The sequence below is a fragment of the Streptomyces sp. NBC_01244 genome (assembly GCF_035987325.1).
Classification (GTDB): domain Bacteria; phylum Actinomycetota; class Actinomycetes; order Streptomycetales; family Streptomycetaceae; genus Streptomyces.
This window is the reverse complement of sequence record NZ_CP108488.1, coordinates 344,027-364,448: the sequence shown is the minus strand read 5'-3', so window position 1 is coordinate 364,448 and position 20,422 is coordinate 344,027. Positions and strand designations below refer to the sequence as shown.

The window sequence follows — 20,422 nt, the reverse complement described above, 5'->3', positions numbered from 1 at the left end:
GCGGAGGAGCTCGGCGAAGGCGCGGGCGAGGTCGCATTTCCGTGAGGGTGAGGAGACCAGCAGGAGGCAGCGGTATTGCCCCGAATGTGTCATCGCCGCAATTGCGGGCGGTCGCTGCCGAGCCCGCTCCTGGCCGCCTCCACGAAGGCAAGGCGGCACTCGCGCTTCGTGGGCGCCTGGCCGTGTCCCGCCACGTCGCGGACGATCTGGTGGAGTGCCTCGGTGTAGCGACGCGCGGCTTGAGCGACCTCCTGCAAGCAGACCAGTTCAACAGCCTTTTCTGCGAGCCACAACGCGTGAAGGATCTGATCTTCGGGCTCATCCACCGCTGGCAGACCTAAGCTCCTTCGGTCCAGCACCAGTTCGACTTTCTGCGCGGCGGCCAGGAATATGAGGATGACCTCCTTGCGTTCCGCCCGCTCGGTCTCCACTCGGCGTTGCAGGTCGCGTCGTATCTCAACGCGCGTTGCCAGGTGCTGTCCCACGAGTGTGCCCATGGTTCCCAGAAGGACACCGACCAAGGCAAGTACCGTTCCCACACTGACTCCGTCCACGGCATCCAGGCTGACTCACTCCGGCAGGCGCCGTCCAGGACTTTGTACCTGCCAGGCGCCTTGGGGCCGTACGAGTCTCGCTCTGAGGCAGGCGCGGCGCAGATGCGCTTTCCAAGTCGCCTCGTCGAGCCCCAGCGTGGCGCGTCCGCATGACGCGGCAGACCGGCGAGCTCGCACGGGCTCGGCGTGTCCGCGCAGGGCGCCGACCCAACCCGAAGCCCGCGGGGGCGCGGATGTGCTGCCTGGTCAAGCAGCTCGAAGTCACGGTCGGTGGGGGAGATCGACGATGAGGAGGGCTCCTGACGGGTTGGGAGCCGCGTGCAGGGTGCCGCCGTGGCGGGCTGCGATCTCGCGGCCGATGGCCAGGCCCAGCCCGGATCCGCCGGTGTTGCGGGCGCGGGCGCTGTCGAGGCGGGTGAAGCGTTCGAAGATCCGTTCGCGGTCGGCGGTCGGGATGCCGGGGCCGTCGTCGCGTATCTCCACCCGGGCCCGGCCGTCGGAGCCGGCGGTGACGGTGATGTCCGTGACCGTGCGGGCGTGCCGTGCGGCGTTGTCGAGGAGATTGCGCAGCAGCCGCTCCAATTGCACGGCGCTGCCGTCAACGACGACCGGGTCGTCGGAGTGGAACGTGAATTGAAGTGTCTTGTGGATGCGGAGGTGGCGGAACTCCTCGACCAGGTCGTGGGCGAGCGCGGCGAGGTCGACGGGGCTGCCGGCCGGTGGGGCGGTGTCGTCGAGCCGGGCGAGGAGGAGCAGGTCGTCGGTGAGGCGCTGGAGCCGCCCGATGTCGGTGAGCGCGCCCCGAACGGTCTCCGGCCAGTCCACTTTCTCAGGATGGGCGAGGGATGCTTCGAGGGAGGTGCGGAGGTTGGCGATGGGGCTGCGCAGTTCGTGGGAGGCGTCGGCGATGAAGAGCTTCTGGCGGGTGACGCCGGCGAAGACGCGGTCGAGGTTGACGTTGATGGTGCGGGCCAGCCAGGGGACCAGCGTGCCGATCTCGGAGACCGTGATGCGCTGGTCGAAGGCGCGGCTGGTGGTGATCTCCTGCAGTTCGCGGTTGAGGGTCTCGACCGGGCCCAGAACGATGCGGGTCGCGGCCCAGGCGGTGGCGCCGACGGCGAGTCCGCCGCCGATGGCGAACAGCCAGTTGGTGAGCGCGCGCGTGGATTCGTGGGACCCGCTGCTCAGGGCGCTGAACCAAGCGCCCGTGGCCACCAGAGCCGTTGCTGCGGAGAACGGGAGCAGGATGCGGGGCGTGCGCGTGCGGTCCCGGTCCGCGGCCGGTGCGCCTTCCTGCCGTGGCGGCGCGGTCGCCCAGGTGGTGGCGGCGACGAGCAGCCCGGGGACCGCGACGGTGACGCTCAGGACCAGCCACCGCAGATAGGAGGACGTCTGACCGGTGCTGGACATGACGACGGTGGGCATCCAGCGCGCATTGGCGAAGGTCACCAACAGTGCGGTCGCGGCAGCGGCCGTCACCGCGCTCCGGCTGCGCGCGCTCCCACCCAGCCTCCATACAGCGGTGGCCACCAGGGAGGCGGCCAGCAGCGCAGCGGGCGCCGCTGCCTCTTCGATGAGCGCGAGAACGCGGCCGAGGAGACCGGAGCCCGCACCTATCGGCGCCGGCAGCATGGAGCTGATCATCAGGGAGGCCGCGAGGCCCGCGCCGAGCACGGCAAAGGTGCTGAGGCCCGCTATGGCGGCGAGGCGGTCCCGGCCCGCGCGGATGTCACCCACCGTCGGCCGCCAGCCGGTAGCCGCCGCCGCGCACCGTCTCGATCGCTGCGCGCTGGAAGGGCGCGTCGATCTTGCGCCTCAGGGAACTGACGTAGACCTCGACGATGTTGATGTCCCCGTCGAACGACACGTCCCACACCTCGTCCACGATGTCGAGCTTGGGAACGACCTCGCCCGCCCGGCGGGCCAGGCATTCCAGCACCGCGAACTCCTTGGCAGTGAGAGTGATCCGGTGTTCGGCGCGTCCGCAGGTCCGCGCGGCGGGATCGAGCCACAGGTCGCCCAGGCGCAGCCGGGTACGCACCCGCGGCCCGGCGCGGCGTAGCAGGGCACGGAGCCGCGCTTCCAGGACGACGTAGGAGAAGGGCTTGGCCAGGTAGTCGTCCGCGCCGGTATCCAGCGCCTCGGCCTCGTCGTACTCACCGTTCTTGGCGGTGAGCATCAGGATCGGGGTGTCGACGCCGTCGGTGCGCAGGCGGGCGCAGACCCGGTAGCCGTTGAGGCCGGGCAGCATGATGTCGAGGATGACCGCGCTGTACGCATGACTTCCCGCCATCGACAGGCCGGTCCTGCCGTCGTGGGCGACGTCCACCGCGTACCCGGCGGCCTCCAGGCCGCGCTTGAGGGACGCGGCCAGCCGCTCCTCGTCTTCAACCACCAGCACTCTCATGATCGCCAGTATCCACGGGACGCGACGACCTCCCTGAAATGATCTTCAGGGAGCTTCAGACTCCTTTCAGCAGGTCAAGGGGCAGATTCTCCGCTGGCCGGGTGACTTCGTGCCCGGTCCGAGCCGGCGCCCGCTTCGAACGCGGACACCTTGTCGAACGCCCCGAGATCACTGCTGCCGCGTGACGGGACAGCCCACCTATCCTGTGGGGATGATCCATCCCATTGAACTCGTCATATTCGACTGCGACGGCGTGCTGGTCGACAGCGAACGCATCGCGGTGCGCGTGGATGCACTCGTCCTGGCCAAGCTGGGATGGAGCCTCACCGAAGCCGAGATCGTCGACCGATTCATGGGGCGCTCGAGCCAGTCGATGACGCAGCAGATAGAGGACCACCTCGGGCACAGCCTGCCGGCCGACTGGGAGGAGGAGTTCAAGCCCCTCTACCGCGATGCGCTCGCCGCCGAGCTCACCCCCGTCCAGGGCATCGTCGACGCCCTCGATGCGCTCACGCGTCTCCCCACCTGCGTGGCATCCAGCGGGAGCCACGACAAGATGCGTTTCACACTGGGGATCACCGGTCTCTACCCACGCTTCGAAGGCCGCATCTTCAGCGCCACCGAGGTCAAGCACGGCAAACCGGCCCCAGATCTGTTCCTCCACGCCGCGCGACGGATGGGCATCGCGCCTGAGGCATGCGCCGTGGTCGAGGACAGCCCATACGGTCTTCAAGCAGCCCGAGCCGCAGGCATGCGAGCATTCGCCTACGCCGGGGGGATGATTCCCGCGGACCGACTCGAAGGCCCTGGCACCGTCGTCTTCGACGACATGCGCAGACTGCCCGGCCTCCTCGCGGATCAGTGATCACCACCTGGCCACTCAGCGCCATCATCCACAGAATCTCGACACCTGTGCATCTCGTTGTCGAAGGTCTCTTCGGGTGAGGTACAAGGGGGCATGGACACCGCCGTACTTGAACAGATGCTGGACGAGACCTTCGATCAGGCTGTCGTCCATCACGGATACACCAACTACATGCGCGACTACGAGGTCATCGTCTATGCGACGGCTGCTCCCCGTACCGGCATCACGCCGTCCCACCTGCGGTATCTCTTCCGGTACTGCGTTGAGGCCCGTTGTGAGACGTCAGTGTCGGCTGCGACCTGGCGAGTCTCTTTGGACGACCGGCTCATCGACCGCGAAACCGGTGTCGACCTTGATGGATACGTCTGGGGCGTGAAGTGGCATGACCTGTACCCGGGAGCCAAGCTTCTCCCTGAGTCCGAGGCGACCCGCCGCTGGGCGAAGGCCGTCGGGATCGACTTCCATGAGGTACGCATTGAGACCAACGCACACAACCTGACCCTGGTCTTCTCTGACCTTCAGGCGAGCGAGGTCCCGGTCGGGTACACGCCCTTCGTCACGGAGTAGTAGGGGTCAGGGTTCCCAACAGGCGTGGTGGCCGGTGGCGGGATCACCGGCAGGTGACCGATGGGATTCCGCACCGGGTGCGGACGGGCGTTCAGTGGCGTGACCTGCCCGAACGGTTCGGGCCGTGGAAGACCGTCCACGAACGGCACCGGCTGCGCCGGCACACTTCTGGCGCGTCGGCATCGCCTGCACATGGCGGCCGGGAAGATCGAGTACGAGGCCTGCGCCTCCATCCTCATCGGGATCCTGCTCGTCCACGTCGCCTACACCCTCGGGCGGGCGGGCCCGCGCGCAACTCGGCGGCGAGGCGGCCGAGACCGCCGTCGAGCGGCAGGTACGCGCGTTCCTGCTGGAGCAGCCGGACACCCCGGCCGGCCTCGGGGGCGCGCAAAGCGTCTGAGGACGACAGCACGGGGTAGCCATCGCCCGCTCCGGAGTGGGGGCGGCAGTCAAGGACCGCGCATCATTCGGTCGGTGCGGGCCAGAAGGCATCCATGAGACGAAGCCGCAGTTCCTCCGTGCGCGGTGTCGGACCGCTTCTGCTCCTTCCCGTGCAGGCGGCCCTGATGGTCGGGCTGGGACGGCTGGTCACCGGGCCGGCGGCCGGGCACTGGCCGCTTTCGGCGGAGGCCTCGATCGGCAGGGACCTGGTGGAGGGCAGGGACCCGGCCACGTCCGGAGTCACGGAGTTGTTCTCCGTACTCGCCGGCACTCAGGCCGTCATCGGCGTGACCCTGGTCTCCATCGTTGCCCTGCTCGTCCTTCCCCGCGCCGCACTGCGTACCGAGGCACTGTTCCTCGGCGTCTCGGTGGCCGCGCAGTCGGCGGTGTTCGTGTCGGTGACGGCCTTCGTGGACCGCCCGCGGCCCGCGGTTCCCCACGAGGACGCCGCGCCGCCCACGTCGAGCTTCCCCTCCGGGCACGTCGGCGCTTCCCTCGCGCTCTACGGGGGATTGGCCGTCATCGCCGCGCTGCGCATGCGGGGCCCGTGGCGCCACGCGGTGACGGGCATCCTGCTGCTGATCCCGCCGGCCGTCGGACTGTCGCGGATGTACCGCGGCATGCACTACCCCAGCGATGTGGCGGGCGGCCTGCTCAACGGCACCTTGACCCTGCTGATCACCGGGTTCGCGCTGCTGTACGGGCGACATCCCGCCGCGGGGACCGACGGAGCGGAGCGATCCGACCGGGAGGTGCCCGCCCCGCGCGGCACCGGTGGTCCGGTCCTTGCCGTGCGCCACCCGTACGGCTGCCCGGACGAGCTCGCAGACCGGCTGGCCGCCGTCCTGCGCGAGCACGGCCACCGGGACCTGCGGTGGATCCTGACTTCCGCCGAACTCCCCTGCGGCACCCTGGCGGAGGAGCTCCGCACCATCCGCCCCGCCCTCGTGGTGGTCTGCGCAGGCGACGGCACCCTGCGCGCCTGCGCCGAGATCCTGGCGGGCACCCGGATCCCGCTGGCCGTCGCACCCTGCGGCACCGGAAACCTGCTCGCCCGCAACCTCGGCCTCCCGATGGATCCGGCTGCCGCCCTGGCCGAGTCCCTGTCCGGCGAGAGCTTCGGCATCGACGTCGGCCGGGTCCGCGGCGACGGGCTCGAGCCGACGCGGTTCACCGTCATGGCAGGCGCCGGGTTCGACGCCGCGATGGTCCGGGACGCCTCCCCGCGGCTCAAGTCACGGATGGGCTGGGCCGCGTACGTCCTGTCGGCTCTGCGGCACCTGCGCGATCCCGGCGTGCGCCTCACGGTCCGCGTCGACGGGGGCCGCCGGCTGCGGCGCCGGGCCCGCATGGTCGTCATCGGGAACGTCGGCACCCTGCAGGGCGGACTGCCGCTCCTGCCGGCGGCGCGGCCGGACAGCGGACGCCTGGAAGTGGTGCTCTTCGACCCGCGCGGCCCCGCCGGATGGCTCACCGCCGCCGGGCACCTCGCGGCCCGCCTGCTGCGCCGACATCCGCCGGCAGCCGCCGGCCCGGCCGCCCCCGACGGGCGCAGCGAGGCCGGGGGAGCGCTGGAGTACTTCAGTGCCACACGGATCGACGTCCGCTGCGCCGTACCGCAGCCGCGCGAGCTCGACGGTGATGCCGTGAGCGATGGTGTCCGCCTCACCGCCGAGATCGAACCGGGAGCCCTGCGGGTGTACCTGCCCCGCGCGCCCGGGGTGCCGCAGGCCCCACCCGCCGAGCAGCTTCCGGCGGCGGCCCCCGGTACCCCGTCCTGAGGCCCGGCGGGGTACGCCCTGCGGCGGCATCGGCGACACAGGCCGACCGCAAGCCCCGAGGGTCCGCGGGCTTCGCGCGTCGCGCAGGTTCCACGAGACGAGACGCCACCAGAAGGCAGGAACACGATGGGCACCGCGAGACGGGTACCGCAACGCCACAACGTGAGCGGCGAGGAGCTCTCCGCCGACGAGGCGTGGACCGCACTGCGCCGCTACGGAGGCTGGAGCCTGGCGCGCGACTCCTTCGTGCGCTTCCGCTACGCCGACGGCTTCAGCCACGCCCGCGCGCTCGCCCTGCAGACCGTCCTGTCGATAGTCCCGCTGGCCATCGCCGCCGTCGGCCTGTCCGTGGTGCTGCACACCGAGGACGTGGGTCGGGTCGCCGAGCTCACCATCCGCGGGCTCACCAGCGGCCCGGGACAGGCCGTCGTCGACGACGCGCTCAGCGAGAGCAGACGCCACGCCGGCGACGGCGGCCAGGCCGCGCTGTGGCTGGGTCTGCTGTTCTCCCTGGCCAACGTCACCACCGCCCTCTGCCAGGTCGAACGGGGCGCCAACCGCATATACGGCAACGAGCGGGACCGGCCCTTCCTCGCCAAGTACGGCCGGGGCCTGGCGATGGCGGCCCTCGCGGGACTCCCGCTGGGCCTCAGCTTCATCCTCACCGTGCTGGGCGCCCACCTGACCCGTGCGATGGCCGAGGTGTACCGGCTCTCTCCCGACACCGTGCGGGCCTGGGAACTCCTACGCTGGCCCCTCGGCATCCTGCTCGCCGTCCTCGCCACCAGCGCGATCTTCCGCCTCTCCCCGCGCCGGCGCCAACCCGGCTACACCTGGCTGGCCTTCGGGGCCGTCGTCCACCTGGTGCTGTGGAACCTCGCGACCTGGGGGCTCAGCCTCTACATCGGCGAGAGCAGCTCCTTCACCAGCGTCTACGGGCCCTTGAGCGCCATCGTGTCCCTGCTGCTCTGGTCCTACCTCACCTCGATGGCGCTCTTCCTCGGCCTCTCCTTCGCCGCCCAGCTGGAAGCCGTACGGGCGGGGGTGAGGGAGCCGGTCATGAACGACCCCGGGGTCTGACCGCCCCGGCCACCGGCGGCCGGAGGCCCGCCACCGCACGCACACAAGAGGGAGCCGCCACCATGGCACGGCGCACGGAAGGCGCTCGACGCGTTCAGCGACATCCGCGAGGCCCCAGGGATCCGCACGGACCGCGTCATCCGGGAGGTCCGCTACGGAGCCTGCTCGCGCGGCACGCCGGACCCGACGCCACCTTCGGCGCGAGACTCGTGCTCGCCGCGGTCGCGACCGCCGTCGCGGCCGTACCGTTCGCCCTCGCCCTGGTACTGGTGGAGTCCCAGTGGGCGCCACTGCACCGCCTGGACCAGGGCACGGCCGAACGCCTCCACGCCGCCGCGCTCGCCCACCCGGACAGGGTGGGCCTCCTGCACGTGTTGTCGGAGCGGGTCTGGGACCCGGTCACCATGCGCCTGCTTGTCGTCGCGCTCGTGGCCTGGCTCGTGAGCCGGCGCGCCTGGCGACTGGCGGCCTGGGCCGGCGTCACGACGGTCGCGGGGGGTCTGATCGGGCTCCTGGTCAAGATCGCGGTGGAGCGGGCCCGGCCGCACCTGCCGGACCCCGTCGCCCACGCGCCCGGCTTCTCCTTCCCCTCCGGCCACGCGATGACGGCGACCACCTCGTGCGCCGTCCTGCTGCTGGCCCTGCTGCCGGTGATTCCGCGGGCCTGGCGTCCCCTGGCCTGGGCCCTCGCCCTGGTCACCGTGGTGGGCGTCGGCTACACACGCGTCGCGCTCGGGGTCCACTGGGTCAGCGACGTCGTGGGCGGCTGGCTGCTGGGCCTCGGGGTGGTCACCGCGACGGCGCTGGCCTTCGAGGCCTGGCGGTCCGACACCGGACGGCGCCGCACGGCGGTGGCCGAGGGCCTGGAGCCGGAACTCACCGCACCCGAACCCGAAGCGCCCCCGGCCGACCCGCAGGCCCCCGCCCCACCTGCCGACTGTCGGCCAGGCACCGACGAGTTCGAGCCGTTGGCCCCGCGGCGCGGGCCCGGCGGGGGAGCGGCGCCCGATCGGGGGCAGGCGAATCCACCGACAGCTTCGACATCCGAAGGAGAACGGCCATGCTGATCACTGTCAGTCGCTCCGGGGGTTTCACCGGCGTGGACAAGATGCGGAAGATCGACACCTCTGCCCGGCGGGACGCCGCGGAATGGGAGGGTCTCGCGCGACGCGCCGTGCGGCCGGTCGCGGACGGCTTCCACTACCGGATCACGATCGACGGCCAAGCGGTCGACCTCGACGAGGCGAGCCTGACCGGAGACCAGCGGGAACTGATCCGTGCGGTCCTCGGCGAAGGGGCCTGACCCGCTCCACGGTCCCGAAGAAGGTCCGCGCTCCGGGACGCCCTGTTTCGCCGACCGGGCGCGCGGCCTCGGCCGCCTCTCCGCTTCCTCTCACAGATGGGTGAAGACGACGTCATGCGGCTCGGCTACCCAGCCGTCGCCGTTGCACGAGCACGCCGCCCCCGGTGCCGGGGGTTCATCCCTGCGGTGCCAGGATCGTGAACCTCGAGCAGGCCTCGCAGCACACCAGGCCCGAAGACGCCGTCGAGGAGAAGGCCGCCGATATCGAGGCGCAGGCCATGGACGTGGCAGCCGACGTCAAGGCTCAGGCCCAGGACCTGACGGCACAAGCCTTGGAGAAGGCGTCCGTGATGACGGAGCAGACCGCGAATTTCGTGAAGGACAAGACACCGGACCCGGTACTCGACGAAGCAGACCGGGTTGGAGAACGGCTCCCCGAGCCGGGCCCATCGAAAGCAGCGGGCAGTGCCTGGCTAGGTCAGCTCGAATCCTCCACGCGCGCGAGCCACTCGAGGAGGAGGGCGCGCAGGAGTTCGGGCTTCTCGTGAGGAAGGGCGTGTCCAGCGTCGTCGACCACGGCGAGCGTGGCGTGTGGGTAGTGGTGGATCAGGTCAGCGGCGGTGGCATATCCGACCGTGGAGTCCAGCCGCCCCGCGACGACCAGGGTCGGACCCTCGTAAGCCCGTGCGTGGATGGGCGTCAGCGCCCACCGTTCGCCGATTCGTTCGAGCGCCGCCTCGTCGACGAGCGCCGCGGCCGGGGCGACGTAGCGCTCGTACCGGTCGAGCATCTCCGGGGTCTGGATCACGAAGTAGTTCCGGAAGACGTCGTCGCCGATCTCACCCGATCCGGTTGCGACGCGGTGTTCCGGCACGTCGCGCAGTCCCGGCAGCAACGGACATACGAGCGCCAGACCGGCGACCTGCGCCGGGCGCCTCGCGGCCATCGCCTGCGCGAAGTACGCGCCTGCCGAGTGACCGATGAGGAGGAATGGAGTCTCGCTGGTGACGGCTTCCGCGAAGGCGAGCAGAGTGTCGAGGACGTCGTCGGCGCTGCGCAGCGATGCGGGAGCGATGGTCCGGCCCATGCCGGGGAGATCCGGATAGATCCGCCGGAGCCCCGCCACGCCGTGAAACGCCGGCTCGAAGCAGGCCTCGGCCTCGCGGTGGTCGACGCCGGCCCCGTGGAGCATCAGCACCGGTCGACCGGTTCCGTGCTCCACGTAGTGGACCTCTGCTCTTCCCCCATGGATCTCCATCCGCGCAGGCTAACCGTGTCGGCGACGTGACAATGGAAACCCGACCGGATCGGTCGGCTGGAGTACGCCGAGTAGGCCAAGGTCGTGCTGCTCGTGAGGGCTCGTCCGCGCTCGAGGAAGCGACCATGTACCGCTGGTTTCAACGTGACCCGCACTATGTGCACTTGCGTTGCCTTCAGATGGTGCCGCGGCGCCTCTGCGTGAGCGTCTTCGGCCGGCTGGAAGGGACTTCGCGCCACCTGGATCGCCGCCATCGTCGGCTCCCTGAGTGCAACCCTCGATATCCGGTCGATGCGATGGGCCGAGCTCGTGGCGGGTATGACAGCTGCATGGAGATGCCTCTGGCAGGAGGTGCGGACCTGCGGGCGCGGCTCGGCTCGGCGCTGTTCAGTCGGGTGGCCGGGCCGTCGGGTCCCGCCAATCGTGCCCGGATCCACAACACGCCCGGACCTCGATGGTTCGGTCCCGAGAGGCCCATCCGTACGGTCCACGGCGACGCCTCGATGTTCATCGGAGGCCTGAGCGCACTCCTGCTCCAGTCCCTGCACCCGCTCGCCATGGCAGCCGTCGCTGCGCACTCCGGCTTCCGCGGGGACCCGTGGGGCAGGCTCCAGCGCACCAGCACCTTCCTGGCCGTCACCACCTTCGGTACCGCACAGGACGCCCAGGAAGCCGTGGACCGGGTTCGGGCAGTCCACGACCGGGTAAGGGGTGCAACCGCGGCGGGCGAGCCGTACCGCGCGGCCGATCCCCACCTGCTGGGCTGGGTGCACGCGGCCGAGGTCGACAGCTTCCTGCGAGCCCACCAACGCTTCGGCGCGCACCCGCTGGACGCGGCCGGCTGCGATGCCTACGTCGTGGACACAGCGCGCGTGGCGACGGCCCTCGGGGTGGTGGAACCGCCCCGTGACCGGGAGGCGCTGACATCCCTGCTGACGGCGTACCGGCCGGAACTGCGGGCCACGTCCGAGGCACTCGACGCGGCCCGATTCATCCTCCGCGACCCGCCGCTGCCCTGGGCCGCCCGCGCCCCGTACTCGCTGCTCGCCGCGAACGCGGTCAGCCTGCTCCCACCGTGGGCTCCCGGCATTCTCGGCCTGAGCCCCGCGACGGGCCCGAGGGCAACCGGCGTACGCCTGTCCGGGCACGCCCTGACCCGCACGATCCGGTGGGCGATGGCCCCGCCGCCCCCGACTCCGCGCTGAGCCGGTGCCCGGACTCCGCCCGGGGACCGCAGTCAGCCGGCGGTCAGGGCGTCGCCGGCCAGGACCAGGAGTGCGGCGTCGGCTCCGGCCAGGGCCAGGATGATCAGGAAGGGCATCCGGCCGCGGGCGAGGGCGGGCGGTGCGGCCAGTGCCGCCAGGCACAGGGCCAGCGTCACGCCCAGCAGCAGCCGACCGGCAAGGGGCACCGGGCCGGGCGGACCGAGCGTCACCACCGTGCAGGAGGCGAAGGCGAGACCCGCGGCCATCGCGACGGACACGCGTCGCCCCAGTCGCTGAGGGAGCCCCAGCACACCGCCCGCGATGTCCTCGTCGATGTCGGGCAGGGCATTGGCGAAGTGGGCACTGGTCCCCAGCAGAGCCGCTGCCGCGGTGAGCCACATCGGGGGCCATCCGGCCGACGGCGAGGTCAGGGGCAGGGTCAGCGTCAGGACGGCGGGAAGCAGCCCGAAGGCGACGGTGTACGGCAGCCAGGAGGCGGGAGTGCGCTTCAGCCACAGGTTGTACGACCAGGCTGCGGCGACGCAGCCGATGTGGACCCAGCCGGCCCGGGCGCCGCAGGCCAGCGACAGCGGGACGCAGGCGAGCAGGGCCGCACAGGCGGCCGCGGTCACCGCTCCGGGCCGTACCTCCCCCGTGGCGAGCGGCTTGTCGAGGCGGTCTGCTGCCACGTCGCGCCGCATGTCCAGCCGGTCGTTGCACCAGCCGATCGACAGTTGGCCCGCGGCGACCGCGGCCACCGCTGTGGTTCCGGCGACGGGTCCGAGCCCGACGGCGGCGGCCAGCAGCGCCGTGAGGAGGGTGACGGCGGCGGCCGGCACGGGGTGACTGGCCTTCAGGACCCCCAGGAAGCCCACGCGGGCGAGGCGCCGGGCCGTCGCCGACCCCGCCGACCCCGCGGCCGCGGCGGCTCCTTCGTCGGTGGTGCTGATGATGGGCACCGCACCACGCTATGGGTCCGGCGCGCCCGTGGCGGCTGTGTTCAGCGTGCCTGCGCCCTGCTGTCCCTATGTTGGACCAATGACACGCGTCCTCGGGGTGAGCACGGCGTTCCCGCCCCATCGCTACATGCAGCAGGAGATCACCGACGTCCTCGCTTCCTGTCTGCCGCCCGGGGCCGACAGCGCGCTCCTGCGCCGGCTGCACGGCGCGGCCCAGGTGGAGACGCGCCACCTCGCCCTCCCCCTGGACGTGTACCGGAGGCTCGGCGGCTTCGGCCACACCAACCGCCTGTTCGTCGAACTCGCCGTCGCCCTGGGCGCCGAAGCGGTCGAGCGGGCACTCGACGAGGCGGGGGTGCGCGCCGAGGAGATCGACCTGGTCGTCTCGACGACAGTGACCGGGATCGCGGCGCCCTCCGTGGAAGCCCGGCTGGCCGCACGGGTCGGCCTGCGGCCCGACGTCAAGCGGGTGCCGATGTTCGGACTCGGCTGCTCCGCCGGTGCGGCGGGGCTGGCCCGGGTGCACGACTTCCTCACCGGGCATCCGGACGGTACGGCGCTCTTGCTGTCCACCGAACTGTGCTCGCTGACCTTGCAGCCCACGGACACCTCAATGGCGAACTTGGTGGCGGGAAGCCTGTTCGGCGACGGGGCCGCCGCTCTGGTGGCGGTCGGCGGCGACCACGCTCCCGCGACAGCGCGCGCGGCCGGCACGTCCGGACCGGTCGTAGCGGCCACGCGCAGCCGCCTGTACCCGGGGACCGAGCACCTCCTGGGCTGGGACGTCGGCGACTGGGGCTTCCGCATGGTCCTCGGCCGGGAGGTCCCCGAGCTCGTCCGGCTGCACGTGGCGGAGGAGATCGAGTCCTTCCTCGCCGCTCACGACCTCAAGCCCCGGGACGTGGCGGCCTGGGTCTGCCATCCCGGCGGCCCGAAGATCATGGACGCGCTCGCCGACGAACTCGGCCTGCCGGACTCCGCCCTGGCCCCCTCCCGTCGAGCGCTGGCCGCCACGGGGAACCTGTCCTCCGCCTCGGTGCTGCAGATCCTGCGAGACACCCGGGCCGCAGCGCCACGGCCGGGATCGGCAGGCCTGATGATCGCCTTCGGTCCGGGCTTCTCCTCCGAACTCGTCCTGCTGACCTGGTGATTGCACTATGACGACGCCGTACACCTTGCTGATCTTGCTGGTCATCGCGGAACGGTTCGCGGAACTCTTCGTGGCGCGCCGCAACGCTGCCTGGAGCCGGTCCAGGGGCGGGCTCGAGTACGGGGCCGGGCACTACCCGGCGATGGTCGCCCTACACACGGCCCTGCTGCTCGGCTGCCTCGTGGAGCCGTGGGCGGCCGACCGGCCCTTCCTGCCCCTGCTCGGCTGGCCCGCCCTCGTCCTCGTGCTGGCCGCCCAGGGGCTGCGGTGGTGGTGCATCGGAGCCCTGGGCCCCCGCTGGAACACCCGCGTGCTGATCGTCCCCGGCCTTCCGCTGGTGACCCGCGGCCCCTACCGGTACCTGCGTCACCCCAACTACCTGGCCGTCGTCGTCGAAGGCATGGCCCTTCCCCTGGTGCACACCGCGTGGGTGACCGCCCTTGGCTTCACGCTGCTGAACGCCGCCCTGCTGTCCGTACGCATCCGCTGCGAGGACGACGCACTGGCGCCCACACGCCCGCTACCCGCCCTGGGCGCGGCTCAGTGATCGATCTCCTCGTGGTGGGTGGCGGCCCCGCGGGCCTGGCCACCGCGATCCACGGAGCGCTCGCCGGGTTCGACGTCGTGGTCGCCGAACCGCGTCCCGCGCCCATCGACAAGGCCTGCGGAGAAGGCCTGATGCCGGGTGCGGTCCGCGCCTTGGACGCCCTCGGCGTCAAGGTGCCGGGCCATCCTCTGCGCGGCATCCGCTACGTGGACGCCGTGGGCGAACGGCGCGCCGAGGCCGTGTTCCGGACGGGCCACGGCCTCGGCGCGCGCCGCACCCTGCTCCACGAGGCACTCACCGACCGGGCCGTCCAGCTCGGCATTCCGATCCTCCGCCGCCGGGTTCGCCAGGTGAGCCAGTCCATCGACCACGTCACGGCGGACGGGATGGCCGCCCGGTATCTCGTGGCGGCGGACGGACTGCATTCACCGACCCGGCGGTCGCTCGGCCTGGACGAGCGGCCGAGGGCCGGGCGCCGGCCGCCGCGGTACGGATTGCGGCGCCACTACTCCGTCGAACCGTGGAGCGACCTGGTGGAGGTGCACTGGTCGGCCGGCTGCGAGGCCTACATCACTCCGCTGGGCCCACACCAGGTCGGAATCGCCGTCCTCACGTCCGAACGCCTCCCGTACGAAGCACAGCTGGCCCGATTCCCGCTGTTGGTGTCCCAACTCGGCACTGCGGGCCGGACCCCGGTCCGGGGCGCGGGTCCGCTCCGCCAGCAGGCCCGCTCCCGGGTGGCCGGGAGGGTCTTGTTCGTGGGCGACGCCGCCGGATACGTGGACGCCCTGACGGGCGAGGGACTCGCCCTCGCTCTGACGGCCGCTGCCGAACTCGTGCGCTGCCTGCGCGAAGGCCGCCCCGAAGCCTACGAAGACGCGTGGCGCCAGCTGTCCCGCAACTACCGGGTGCTGACCAAGTCTCTGCTCTGGGCCCGCAACCAGCCCCGGCTGGCGCCCCTGATCACCCCAGCTGCCGCCCGCTTCCCCGGCCTGTTCCAGCAGGCCGTGAACCTGCTGTCGTGAGTACGTGGCGCTGTCGGGGATCCAGGTGGGAAGGAGCTGACCGCGGTCCGGGGTGACGCGACCCGCCGTATCGCAACGCCGCTCCCCGGTTGCTTCGTCCGGCCCAGGCCTCGCAGGGCGGTCCGCCTGTGTGTTTGCGGGCGGCGATCCGGGTCAGATGAGGAAGGGCATGAGGTTCCCCGTCCTTCAGAGAGTGATCAGCCGGTCCCGCGCAGGGATCCGACTACGCCGACACCCATCGCGTCGGATCGCAGGACCTGCAGCGCTTCGGCGGTACCTGCTTCGCCGTTCACGGCGCCGACGTGGCGATCGTCGTCACCACGAGCGCCTACACCACCCCTGCCCTCGAGTACGCCGACGCGTGCGGCATCGTCTGCGTCGACGGCGAAGCCCTGGCCGCCTGGACCGAGTCGGCCGTGGCCCCGCCCTGGGAATCGGGCAGCCGCGATCCCGCCGCGCAGGTGTCCACCGCCTGACGAGCGAGACCGCCTCGTCTTGCGACTTGGAGGATCGGCATCCTGGGGCCCTGGCCATGTCCAGCTCATCCGTGGGCTGGCGGCCGCAGTCACCACTGGCCAGTCCGGACAGGACACGGCTGTTCGTGTCAGATATGACTCTCCGCCCCATCGCCCTGTGTGGCATATGGCGGACGGAACTTGTGGAGCGGCCACCTGCTCAGCAGGCTTGCCTCCATGCTCTCACCCGCCCCCGGACCGGTCCTCTCATCCGTGGCAGCGGCCCGGCGGTCCGGTTCCCGTCGGGCGCTGCTCGGCGGCAGCGTCGGCAACTTCATCGAGTGGTACGAGTTCGGTGTCTACGGCTACCTCGCCACCGTCATCGCGGCGCACTTCTTCACTCCCGAGGGCGGCAGCGAGGTGGAGGGGCTCGTCAAGACGTACGCCTCCTTCGCCCTGGCGTTCTTCTTCCGGCCCGTCGGGGCGGCGGTGTTCGGGCGGCTCGGTGACCGGATCGGCCGGCGGCCGACGCTCGTCCTGGTCATCTGCCTGATGACCGGCGCCACGACTCTCATCGGCGTGCTCCCGACGTACGCGAGCATCGGCGCGGCCGCGCCGTGGCTGCTGACGCTGCTGCGGATCCTGCAGGGGCTGTCGGCGGGCGGGGAGTTCGGCGGAGCGGTCTCGGTCATGACGGAGAGCGCGCCGCCGGGCCGCCGGGGGCGGTACGGGGCGTGGCAGTCGTTCACGGTCTCGCTCGGTCTGATCGCGGGCGCCGGTACGACGGCGCTCCTGGCGACCGTACTGACCGCCTCGGAGCTGAACGCCTGGGGCTGGCGGGTGCCTTTCCTGCTGACGCTTCCGCTCGGGCTCGCCGCACTGTGGCTGCGCGTGCGCCTGGACGAGACGCCCGCCTTCGTGTCGGCCCTCTCTCCGGCGGGTGGACCCCCGCGGCGACCGCCCGCCGGAGAGACGGCCAAGGCCGTCGCGCTGGGCGCCGGGCGGGTCATGGGCTGGTCGGCGGCCGGGTACACCTTCCTGGTGGTTCTGCCCTCCTACCTCCAGAACACGCTGAACGCCACGTTCCAGCAGGCCCTCGTGGCGACCGTGCTGGCGAACCTGGGATTCGCGGCGACCATCCTGCCCGCCGGCGCGATCAGCGACCGGCTCGGGCGGCGGACGGTGATGCTGGCCGGAGCGCTGCTGGTGGCCGTGCTCGCCCTGCCGCTGCTGAACCTGGTCCAGGACACGGGCACGCCGGTGTACGTGAAGGGGGCCGCGCTCTTCGCTGCGGGGGCTGCCGTCGGACTGATGGCCGGACCCGGTCCTGCGATGCTGTCCGAGATGTTCCCGACCACGGTGCGCTACACCGGGCTGGGGCTGGCGTACGCGCTGTCCAACGCCGTGTTCTCGGGATGCGCGGGGCTGATCATCACCCGGGCCGTCGCGTGGACCGGTGACGCCGACATTCCCGCGTACTACGCCGCGGCCGCCTGCGCGGTCAGCGTCGCCGCGCTGCTGACCCTGCGCGGCGACGACCACGTGCGGACGCTCCGGTGAGCGGCCCGCCGGTGGGCGTCCGCGGGGCGGGCGCCCTGCGCGTGGTGGGGCTGATGTCGGGCACCTCGTACGATGCCGTCGACGCGGCCGCCGCGGACCTCGCCATGGACGGGGACACGCTGGTGCTCACGCCGCTCGGCATGATCAGTACCGCGTACGAGAACGGGCTGCGGGCGGAGCTGGCCGGGGCGCTGCCACCCGCCGCGACGGATCTGGCCACGGTGTGCAGGCTCGACACGCGCATCGGACAGGCCTTCGCCGCGGCGGCCGTACGGGCCGACCGCGAACTGTGTGACGGACGAGCTGACTTGATCGCCTCGCACGGGCAGACCGTCTACCACTGGGCCGAGGCCGGCCGGGTGCACGGCACGCTCCAGATCGGGGAGCCGGCCTGGATCGCCGAAGCCACGGGCCGGCCCGTCGTCTCCGGCTTCCGCACGCGGGACGTGGCCGCCGGGGGACAGGGGGCGCCCCTGGTCAGCGTCTTCGACGTCATGTGGCTGCGCGGGCGGCCGGGCGTCCCCGTGGCGCTCAACCTGGGCGGCATCGCGAACGTGACGGTGGTCGCGGACGGGTTGGGCGGCGGCGCACCGCTGGCCTTCGACACCGGACCCGCCAACGCGCTGATCGACGCGGCGGTGCAGGAACGTGCAGAGGTGGGCGCCCCGGGCGGGGCACGGTTCATGGACGTGGACGGCGTGCTCGCCGCCCGCGGAACCGTACACCCGGGGCTGCTGCGCAAACTGCTGGACGAGCCGTACTACGCCCTGCCCGCACCGAAGACGACGGGCAAGGAACTGTTCCACCTGCCCTATCTGCGCGCGGCGCTGGACACCTGCGGGCCGCTGTCCGCCGAGGACGTCGTCGCCACCCTGACCCGGCTCACGGCACGGACCGTCGCCGACGCCGTCCGGCCCTTCGGGGCGACGGAGGTGATCGCGTCGGGCGGCGGGACCCGCAACCCGGTGCTGATGCGGTGGCTGCGGGAGGAACTGGGCGGGGGCGGCGCGGGGGTGGTGCTGCGGACGTCGGACGAGCTCGGACTGCCGTCCGGCACGAAGGAGGCATACGCCTTCGCCGTCCTGGGCTGGCTCACCGCGCACGCCCTGCCCGCGACCCTCCCCTCCTGCACCGGCGCCCGGCACCCGAGCGTCCTCGGCTCGCTCACACCCGGCGCGGCGGGCCGGACCCTGCCCGCACCACTGGCGACGGCCCCCGACCGCCTGGTCGTCCGCGCCCCGCGCCCCGCGCAGGGCGCGGTGACGTAAATTGCAGGCCGAAAACGGACGAACAGAAACTCGCCCCGCGCCGAGGGGCCCGTAGCCTGGCCTGATGCGTCAGCACGATCTTGTCGTCATCGGTGCGGGATCCGGCAACGCCGTCATCGACGATTCGTTCGCCGGACTCGACGTCGCGATCGTCGAGGAGAAGTGGTTCGGCGGAACCTGCCTGAACGCGGGCTGCATCCCGAGCAAGATGTTCGCCTACGCCGCGCACGTGGCCCGGACCGTCGGCGAAGCCGGTACGTACGACGTGGGCGCCGAGCTCCTCGGGGTGCGCTGGAAGGCGATGCGTGCCCGGGTGTTCGGCCGCCTGGACGCCGAGCGTGAGGAGGGCCGCCGGGGGCGCCGGGAGGCCCACTCCGTCACCGTGTACGAGGGAAGGGCACGTTTCACGGGCCCGCGGGAGCTGCGGGTCGAGCGCGCGGACGGCTTCGTCGACATCGGCGCCCGGCAGATCGTCATCGCCGCCGGAGGCCGCCCGGTGGTACCCGCACCTGTGCTCGGGTCCTCGCTGCCGTACGAGACGTCCGACACCGTCATGCGGATCGAAGCCCCGCCCCGGCGACTGGCCATCCTCGGCGGCGGCTACATCGCGGCCGAGCTCGCGGAGGTGTTCGCGGCGGCCGGCAGCTCCGTGGTCATCGTGGAGACGCAGGACCGCCTGCTCGGCCCGCAGGACGAGACGATCGCCGAACGGTTCACCGAACTGGTCCGTTCCCGCTACGACCTCAGGCTCGGCCGGGAAGTGACCGCGGTGGGCGGCCGTCCGGGCGCCCTGCGGCTGACCCTGGACGACGCCTCCACGGTTGAGGCGGACATGCTGCTGGTCGCCGCGGGCCGCGTGCCCAACAGCGATCGCCTGAACCTCGACGCCGCGGGCATCGCCACCCACGACGACGGCCGCATCGTCGTCGACGCGTACCAACGCACCACCGCGGAAGGGGTCTTCGCGCTCGGCGACATCTGCACACCGGTACCGCTCAAGCACGTGGCGAACCGCGAGGCGCAGGTCGTCGCCCACAACCTTCGTCACCCGGACGACCTGATCACGGCCGACCACGACCTGGTGCCCGCGGCCGTCTTCACCAGCCCCCAGATCGCCTCGATCGGCGCCACCGAGCAAGCCTGCCGCGACCGGGGCCTCGATCCGCTGGTGGGCGAGGCCCGGTACGCGGACATCGCCTACGGCTGGGCGATGGAGGACACCACCGGTTTCTGCAAGGTGCTCGCCGAACGCGGCACCGGCCGCCTGCTCGGCGCCCACCTCATGGGCCCGCAGGCCGCCACCCTCATCCAGCCCCTCGTCCTGGCGATGACCCTGGGCATCGACGCGCCCACTCTGGCCAGATCCCCGTACTGGATCCACCCGGCGCTCACCGAGCTCGTCGAGAAGGCCCTCCTCGACCTCGACTAGTGCTCCGTTCCACTGGGGCGACCAGCCCGCGGTGGCCCCGCGAGCAGGCTGGGGCAGCGGCCGGTTTCCTGGAGGCGTGGTGGACACAGGCCCTGCGGATGGAATCGCCACCGGTCCCTTCCACGATCAGCACCATCGGTCCGGCAGGGGGAGGATGAAACGGAAGGACTCATTGCGACTGTCCCGCGTCGGCACCGGCGCAGAGGGGAGAGGGTGATGGGACAAACGGATCCGGTGGCGGACGTGCCGGGAGGCGAGGTACGGCGTGCGTACGAGCTGGTGTTCCCCGGCATGACCGAGGGCGGTCCGGATGTCGTGCGGGTGACCGTCACGGACCGGACGGGGCCGGGAGGCCACCCGGTCTACGAGGACGTCACGGGCATCATCCAGGCGGAGATCAGTGAGCAGTCGGAAGTGCGCGTACTGGCCACCGGGGCCGGTCAGGAACCGGCGCACGGGGTCACGGCCCGGCTCCTGTCCGGGTGATCCGTTACCTGGACGGGCGTCCGTATCCCGCCGGGGAAGGACCACGGTCGGTTGGTCGCTGGGTTGGACGTTCCGTCCGCGG

Annotated in this window: 19 protein-coding genes and 3 pseudogenes; 17 read left to right on the top strand and 5 right to left on the bottom strand. The window is 71.8% G+C overall.

Going from position 1 to position 20,422, the window contains the following annotated elements; genetic code table 11:
* Positions 1-89: 89 nt before the first annotated feature.
* The 3 genes from OG247_RS01530 to OG247_RS01520 form a co-directional block, all read right to left on the bottom strand.
* On the bottom strand, positions 90-485 hold the full coding sequence (locus OG247_RS01530) for a hypothetical protein (protein ID WP_327250438.1): 396 nt from the start codon (positions 483-485) through the stop codon (positions 90-92).
* A gap of 330 nt (positions 486-815) precedes the next feature.
* Positions 816-2,291 carry a sensor histidine kinase gene (locus OG247_RS01525; protein WP_327250437.1) on the bottom strand — a complete coding sequence of 492 codons (1,476 nt, stop codon included), beginning with the start codon at positions 2,289-2,291 and terminating at the stop codon, positions 816-818.
* Complete coding sequence (locus OG247_RS01520) at positions 2,284-2,961, bottom strand: response regulator transcription factor (RefSeq protein ID WP_327250436.1); 678 nt, start codon at positions 2,959-2,961, stop codon at positions 2,284-2,286. Before OG247_RS01520 ends, OG247_RS01525 begins: the two co-directional genes overlap by 8 nt.
* Before the next feature lie 211 nt (positions 2,962-3,172).
* On the opposite strand from OG247_RS01520, the gene OG247_RS01515 reads away from it, so the two are divergent.
* From OG247_RS01515 to OG247_RS01480, 8 genes and pseudogenes are all read left to right on the top strand, one after another.
* The gene (locus OG247_RS01515) at positions 3,173-3,826 is read left to right on the top strand and encodes an HAD family hydrolase (protein ID WP_327250435.1); all 654 of its coding nucleotides are present in this window, start codon (positions 3,173-3,175) and stop codon (positions 3,824-3,826) included.
* A 93-nt stretch (positions 3,827-3,919) separates the two neighbouring features.
* Positions 3,920-4,393, top strand: coding sequence for a YxiG-like protein (locus OG247_RS01510; protein WP_327250434.1), 474 nt, complete (start codon positions 3,920-3,922; stop codon positions 4,391-4,393).
* Positions 4,394-4,416: 23 nt separating this feature from the next.
* Positions 4,417-4,539: pseudogene (locus tag OG247_RS01505) on the top strand (transposase); the annotation flags it as partial.
* Between the two features lie 348 nt (positions 4,540-4,887).
* A complete protein-coding gene (locus OG247_RS01500) occupies positions 4,888-6,615 on the top strand; it encodes a diacylglycerol kinase family protein (protein ID WP_327250433.1) in 1,728 nt (575 codons plus the stop codon).
* Positions 6,616-6,741: 126 nt separating this feature from the next.
* Positions 6,742-7,695, top strand: coding sequence for a YihY/virulence factor BrkB family protein (locus OG247_RS01495; RefSeq protein WP_327250432.1), 954 nt, complete (start codon positions 6,742-6,744; stop codon positions 7,693-7,695).
* Positions 7,696-7,856: 161 nt separating this feature from the next.
* Positions 7,857-8,600: pseudogene (locus OG247_RS01490) on the top strand (phosphatase PAP2 family protein); the annotation flags it as partial.
* A gap of 155 nt (positions 8,601-8,755) precedes the next feature.
* Positions 8,756-8,998 carry a protealysin inhibitor emfourin gene (locus OG247_RS01485; protein WP_327250430.1) on the top strand — a complete coding sequence of 81 codons (243 nt, stop codon included), beginning with the start codon at positions 8,756-8,758 and terminating at the stop codon, positions 8,996-8,998.
* A 197-nt stretch (positions 8,999-9,195) separates the two neighbouring features.
* A complete protein-coding gene (locus tag OG247_RS01480; protein WP_327250429.1) occupies positions 9,196-9,546 on the top strand; it encodes a hypothetical protein in 351 nt (116 codons plus the stop codon).
* Here OG247_RS01480 and OG247_RS01475 read toward each other — a convergent pair.
* Complete coding sequence (locus tag OG247_RS01475) at positions 9,477-10,256, bottom strand: alpha/beta fold hydrolase (RefSeq protein ID WP_327250428.1); 780 nt, start codon at positions 10,254-10,256, stop codon at positions 9,477-9,479. The two genes, OG247_RS01480 and OG247_RS01475, sit on opposite strands and share 70 nt — an antisense overlap.
* 329 nt (positions 10,257-10,585) lie before the next feature.
* Between OG247_RS01475 and OG247_RS01470 the strand changes: the two genes are divergently transcribed.
* Positions 10,586-11,461 carry an oxygenase MpaB family protein gene (locus OG247_RS01470; RefSeq protein ID WP_327250427.1) on the top strand — a complete coding sequence of 292 codons (876 nt, stop codon included), beginning with the start codon at positions 10,586-10,588 and terminating at the stop codon, positions 11,459-11,461.
* Between the two features lie 32 nt (positions 11,462-11,493).
* Here the strand turns inward: OG247_RS01470 and OG247_RS01465 are convergent, their stop codons facing one another.
* Positions 11,494-12,420 carry a UbiA family prenyltransferase gene (locus tag OG247_RS01465; protein WP_327250426.1) on the bottom strand — a complete coding sequence of 309 codons (927 nt, stop codon included), beginning with the start codon at positions 12,418-12,420 and terminating at the stop codon, positions 11,494-11,496.
* Between the two features lie 79 nt (positions 12,421-12,499).
* Between OG247_RS01465 and OG247_RS01460 the strand changes: the two genes are divergently transcribed.
* From OG247_RS01460 to OG247_RS01425, 8 genes and pseudogenes are all read left to right on the top strand, one after another.
* A complete protein-coding gene (locus tag OG247_RS01460; RefSeq protein WP_327250425.1) occupies positions 12,500-13,570 on the top strand; it encodes a type III polyketide synthase in 1,071 nt (356 codons plus the stop codon).
* A 7-nt stretch (positions 13,571-13,577) separates the two neighbouring features.
* The gene (locus OG247_RS01455; protein WP_327250424.1) at positions 13,578-14,117 is read left to right on the top strand and encodes an isoprenylcysteine carboxyl methyltransferase family protein; all 540 of its coding nucleotides are present in this window, start codon (positions 13,578-13,580) and stop codon (positions 14,115-14,117) included.
* Positions 14,114-15,142: an NAD(P)/FAD-dependent oxidoreductase gene (locus OG247_RS01450; protein ID WP_327250423.1), complete on the top strand. Its 1,029-nt coding sequence runs from the start codon at positions 14,114-14,116 to the stop codon at positions 15,140-15,142. Before OG247_RS01455 ends, OG247_RS01450 begins: the two co-directional genes overlap by 4 nt.
* 212 nt (positions 15,143-15,354) lie before the next feature.
* Positions 15,355-15,618: pseudogene (locus tag OG247_RS01445) on the top strand (restriction endonuclease); the annotation flags it as partial.
* A 216-nt stretch (positions 15,619-15,834) separates the two neighbouring features.
* Positions 15,835-17,157: an MFS transporter gene (locus OG247_RS01440; RefSeq protein WP_327250422.1), complete on the top strand. Its 1,323-nt coding sequence runs from the start codon at positions 15,835-15,837 to the stop codon at positions 17,155-17,157.
* A gap of 35 nt (positions 17,158-17,192) precedes the next feature.
* On the top strand, positions 17,193-18,425 hold the full coding sequence (locus OG247_RS01435; protein WP_327257302.1) for an anhydro-N-acetylmuramic acid kinase: 1,233 nt from the start codon (positions 17,193-17,195) through the stop codon (positions 18,423-18,425).
* 64 nt (positions 18,426-18,489) lie between these two features.
* Positions 18,490-19,854 carry a mycothione reductase gene (locus OG247_RS01430; protein WP_327250421.1) on the top strand — a complete coding sequence of 455 codons (1,365 nt, stop codon included), beginning with the start codon at positions 18,490-18,492 and terminating at the stop codon, positions 19,852-19,854.
* A gap of 216 nt (positions 19,855-20,070) precedes the next feature.
* Complete coding sequence (locus OG247_RS01425; RefSeq protein ID WP_327250420.1) at positions 20,071-20,340, top strand: DUF6296 family protein; 270 nt, start codon at positions 20,071-20,073, stop codon at positions 20,338-20,340.
* The last annotated feature ends 82 nt before the right edge of the window (positions 20,341-20,422 follow it).

Excerpts from the sequence above, each read along its gene's own strand:
- OG247_RS01520 (WP_327250436.1), bottom strand. The coding sequence starts at position 2,961 with ATGAGAGTGCTGGTGGTTGAAGACGAGGAGCGGCTGGCCGCGTCCCTC.
- OG247_RS01515 (WP_327250435.1), top strand. The coding sequence starts at position 3,173 with ATGATCCATCCCATTGAACTCGTCATATTCGACTGCGACGGCGTGCTG.
- OG247_RS01510 (WP_327250434.1), top strand. The coding sequence starts at position 3,920 with ATGGACACCGCCGTACTTGAACAGATGCTGGACGAGACCTTCGATCAG.
- OG247_RS01500 (WP_327250433.1), top strand. The coding sequence starts at position 4,888 with ATGAGACGAAGCCGCAGTTCCTCCGTGCGCGGTGTCGGACCGCTTCTG.
- OG247_RS01495 (WP_327250432.1), top strand. The coding sequence starts at position 6,742 with ATGGGCACCGCGAGACGGGTACCGCAACGCCACAACGTGAGCGGCGAG.
- OG247_RS01485 (WP_327250430.1), top strand. The coding sequence starts at position 8,756 with ATGCTGATCACTGTCAGTCGCTCCGGGGGTTTCACCGGCGTGGACAAG.
- OG247_RS01475 (WP_327250428.1), bottom strand. The coding sequence starts at position 10,256 with ATGGAGATCCATGGGGGAAGAGCAGAGGTCCACTACGTGGAGCACGGA.
- OG247_RS01470 (WP_327250427.1), top strand. The coding sequence starts at position 10,586 with ATGGAGATGCCTCTGGCAGGAGGTGCGGACCTGCGGGCGCGGCTCGGC.
- OG247_RS01460 (WP_327250425.1), top strand. The coding sequence starts at position 12,500 with ATGACACGCGTCCTCGGGGTGAGCACGGCGTTCCCGCCCCATCGCTAC.
- OG247_RS01455 (WP_327250424.1), top strand. The coding sequence starts at position 13,578 with ATGACGACGCCGTACACCTTGCTGATCTTGCTGGTCATCGCGGAACGG.
- OG247_RS01440 (WP_327250422.1), top strand. The coding sequence starts at position 15,835 with ATGCTCTCACCCGCCCCCGGACCGGTCCTCTCATCCGTGGCAGCGGCC.
- OG247_RS01430 (WP_327250421.1), top strand. The coding sequence starts at position 18,490 with ATGCGTCAGCACGATCTTGTCGTCATCGGTGCGGGATCCGGCAACGCC.
- OG247_RS01425 (WP_327250420.1), top strand. The coding sequence starts at position 20,071 with ATGGGACAAACGGATCCGGTGGCGGACGTGCCGGGAGGCGAGGTACGG.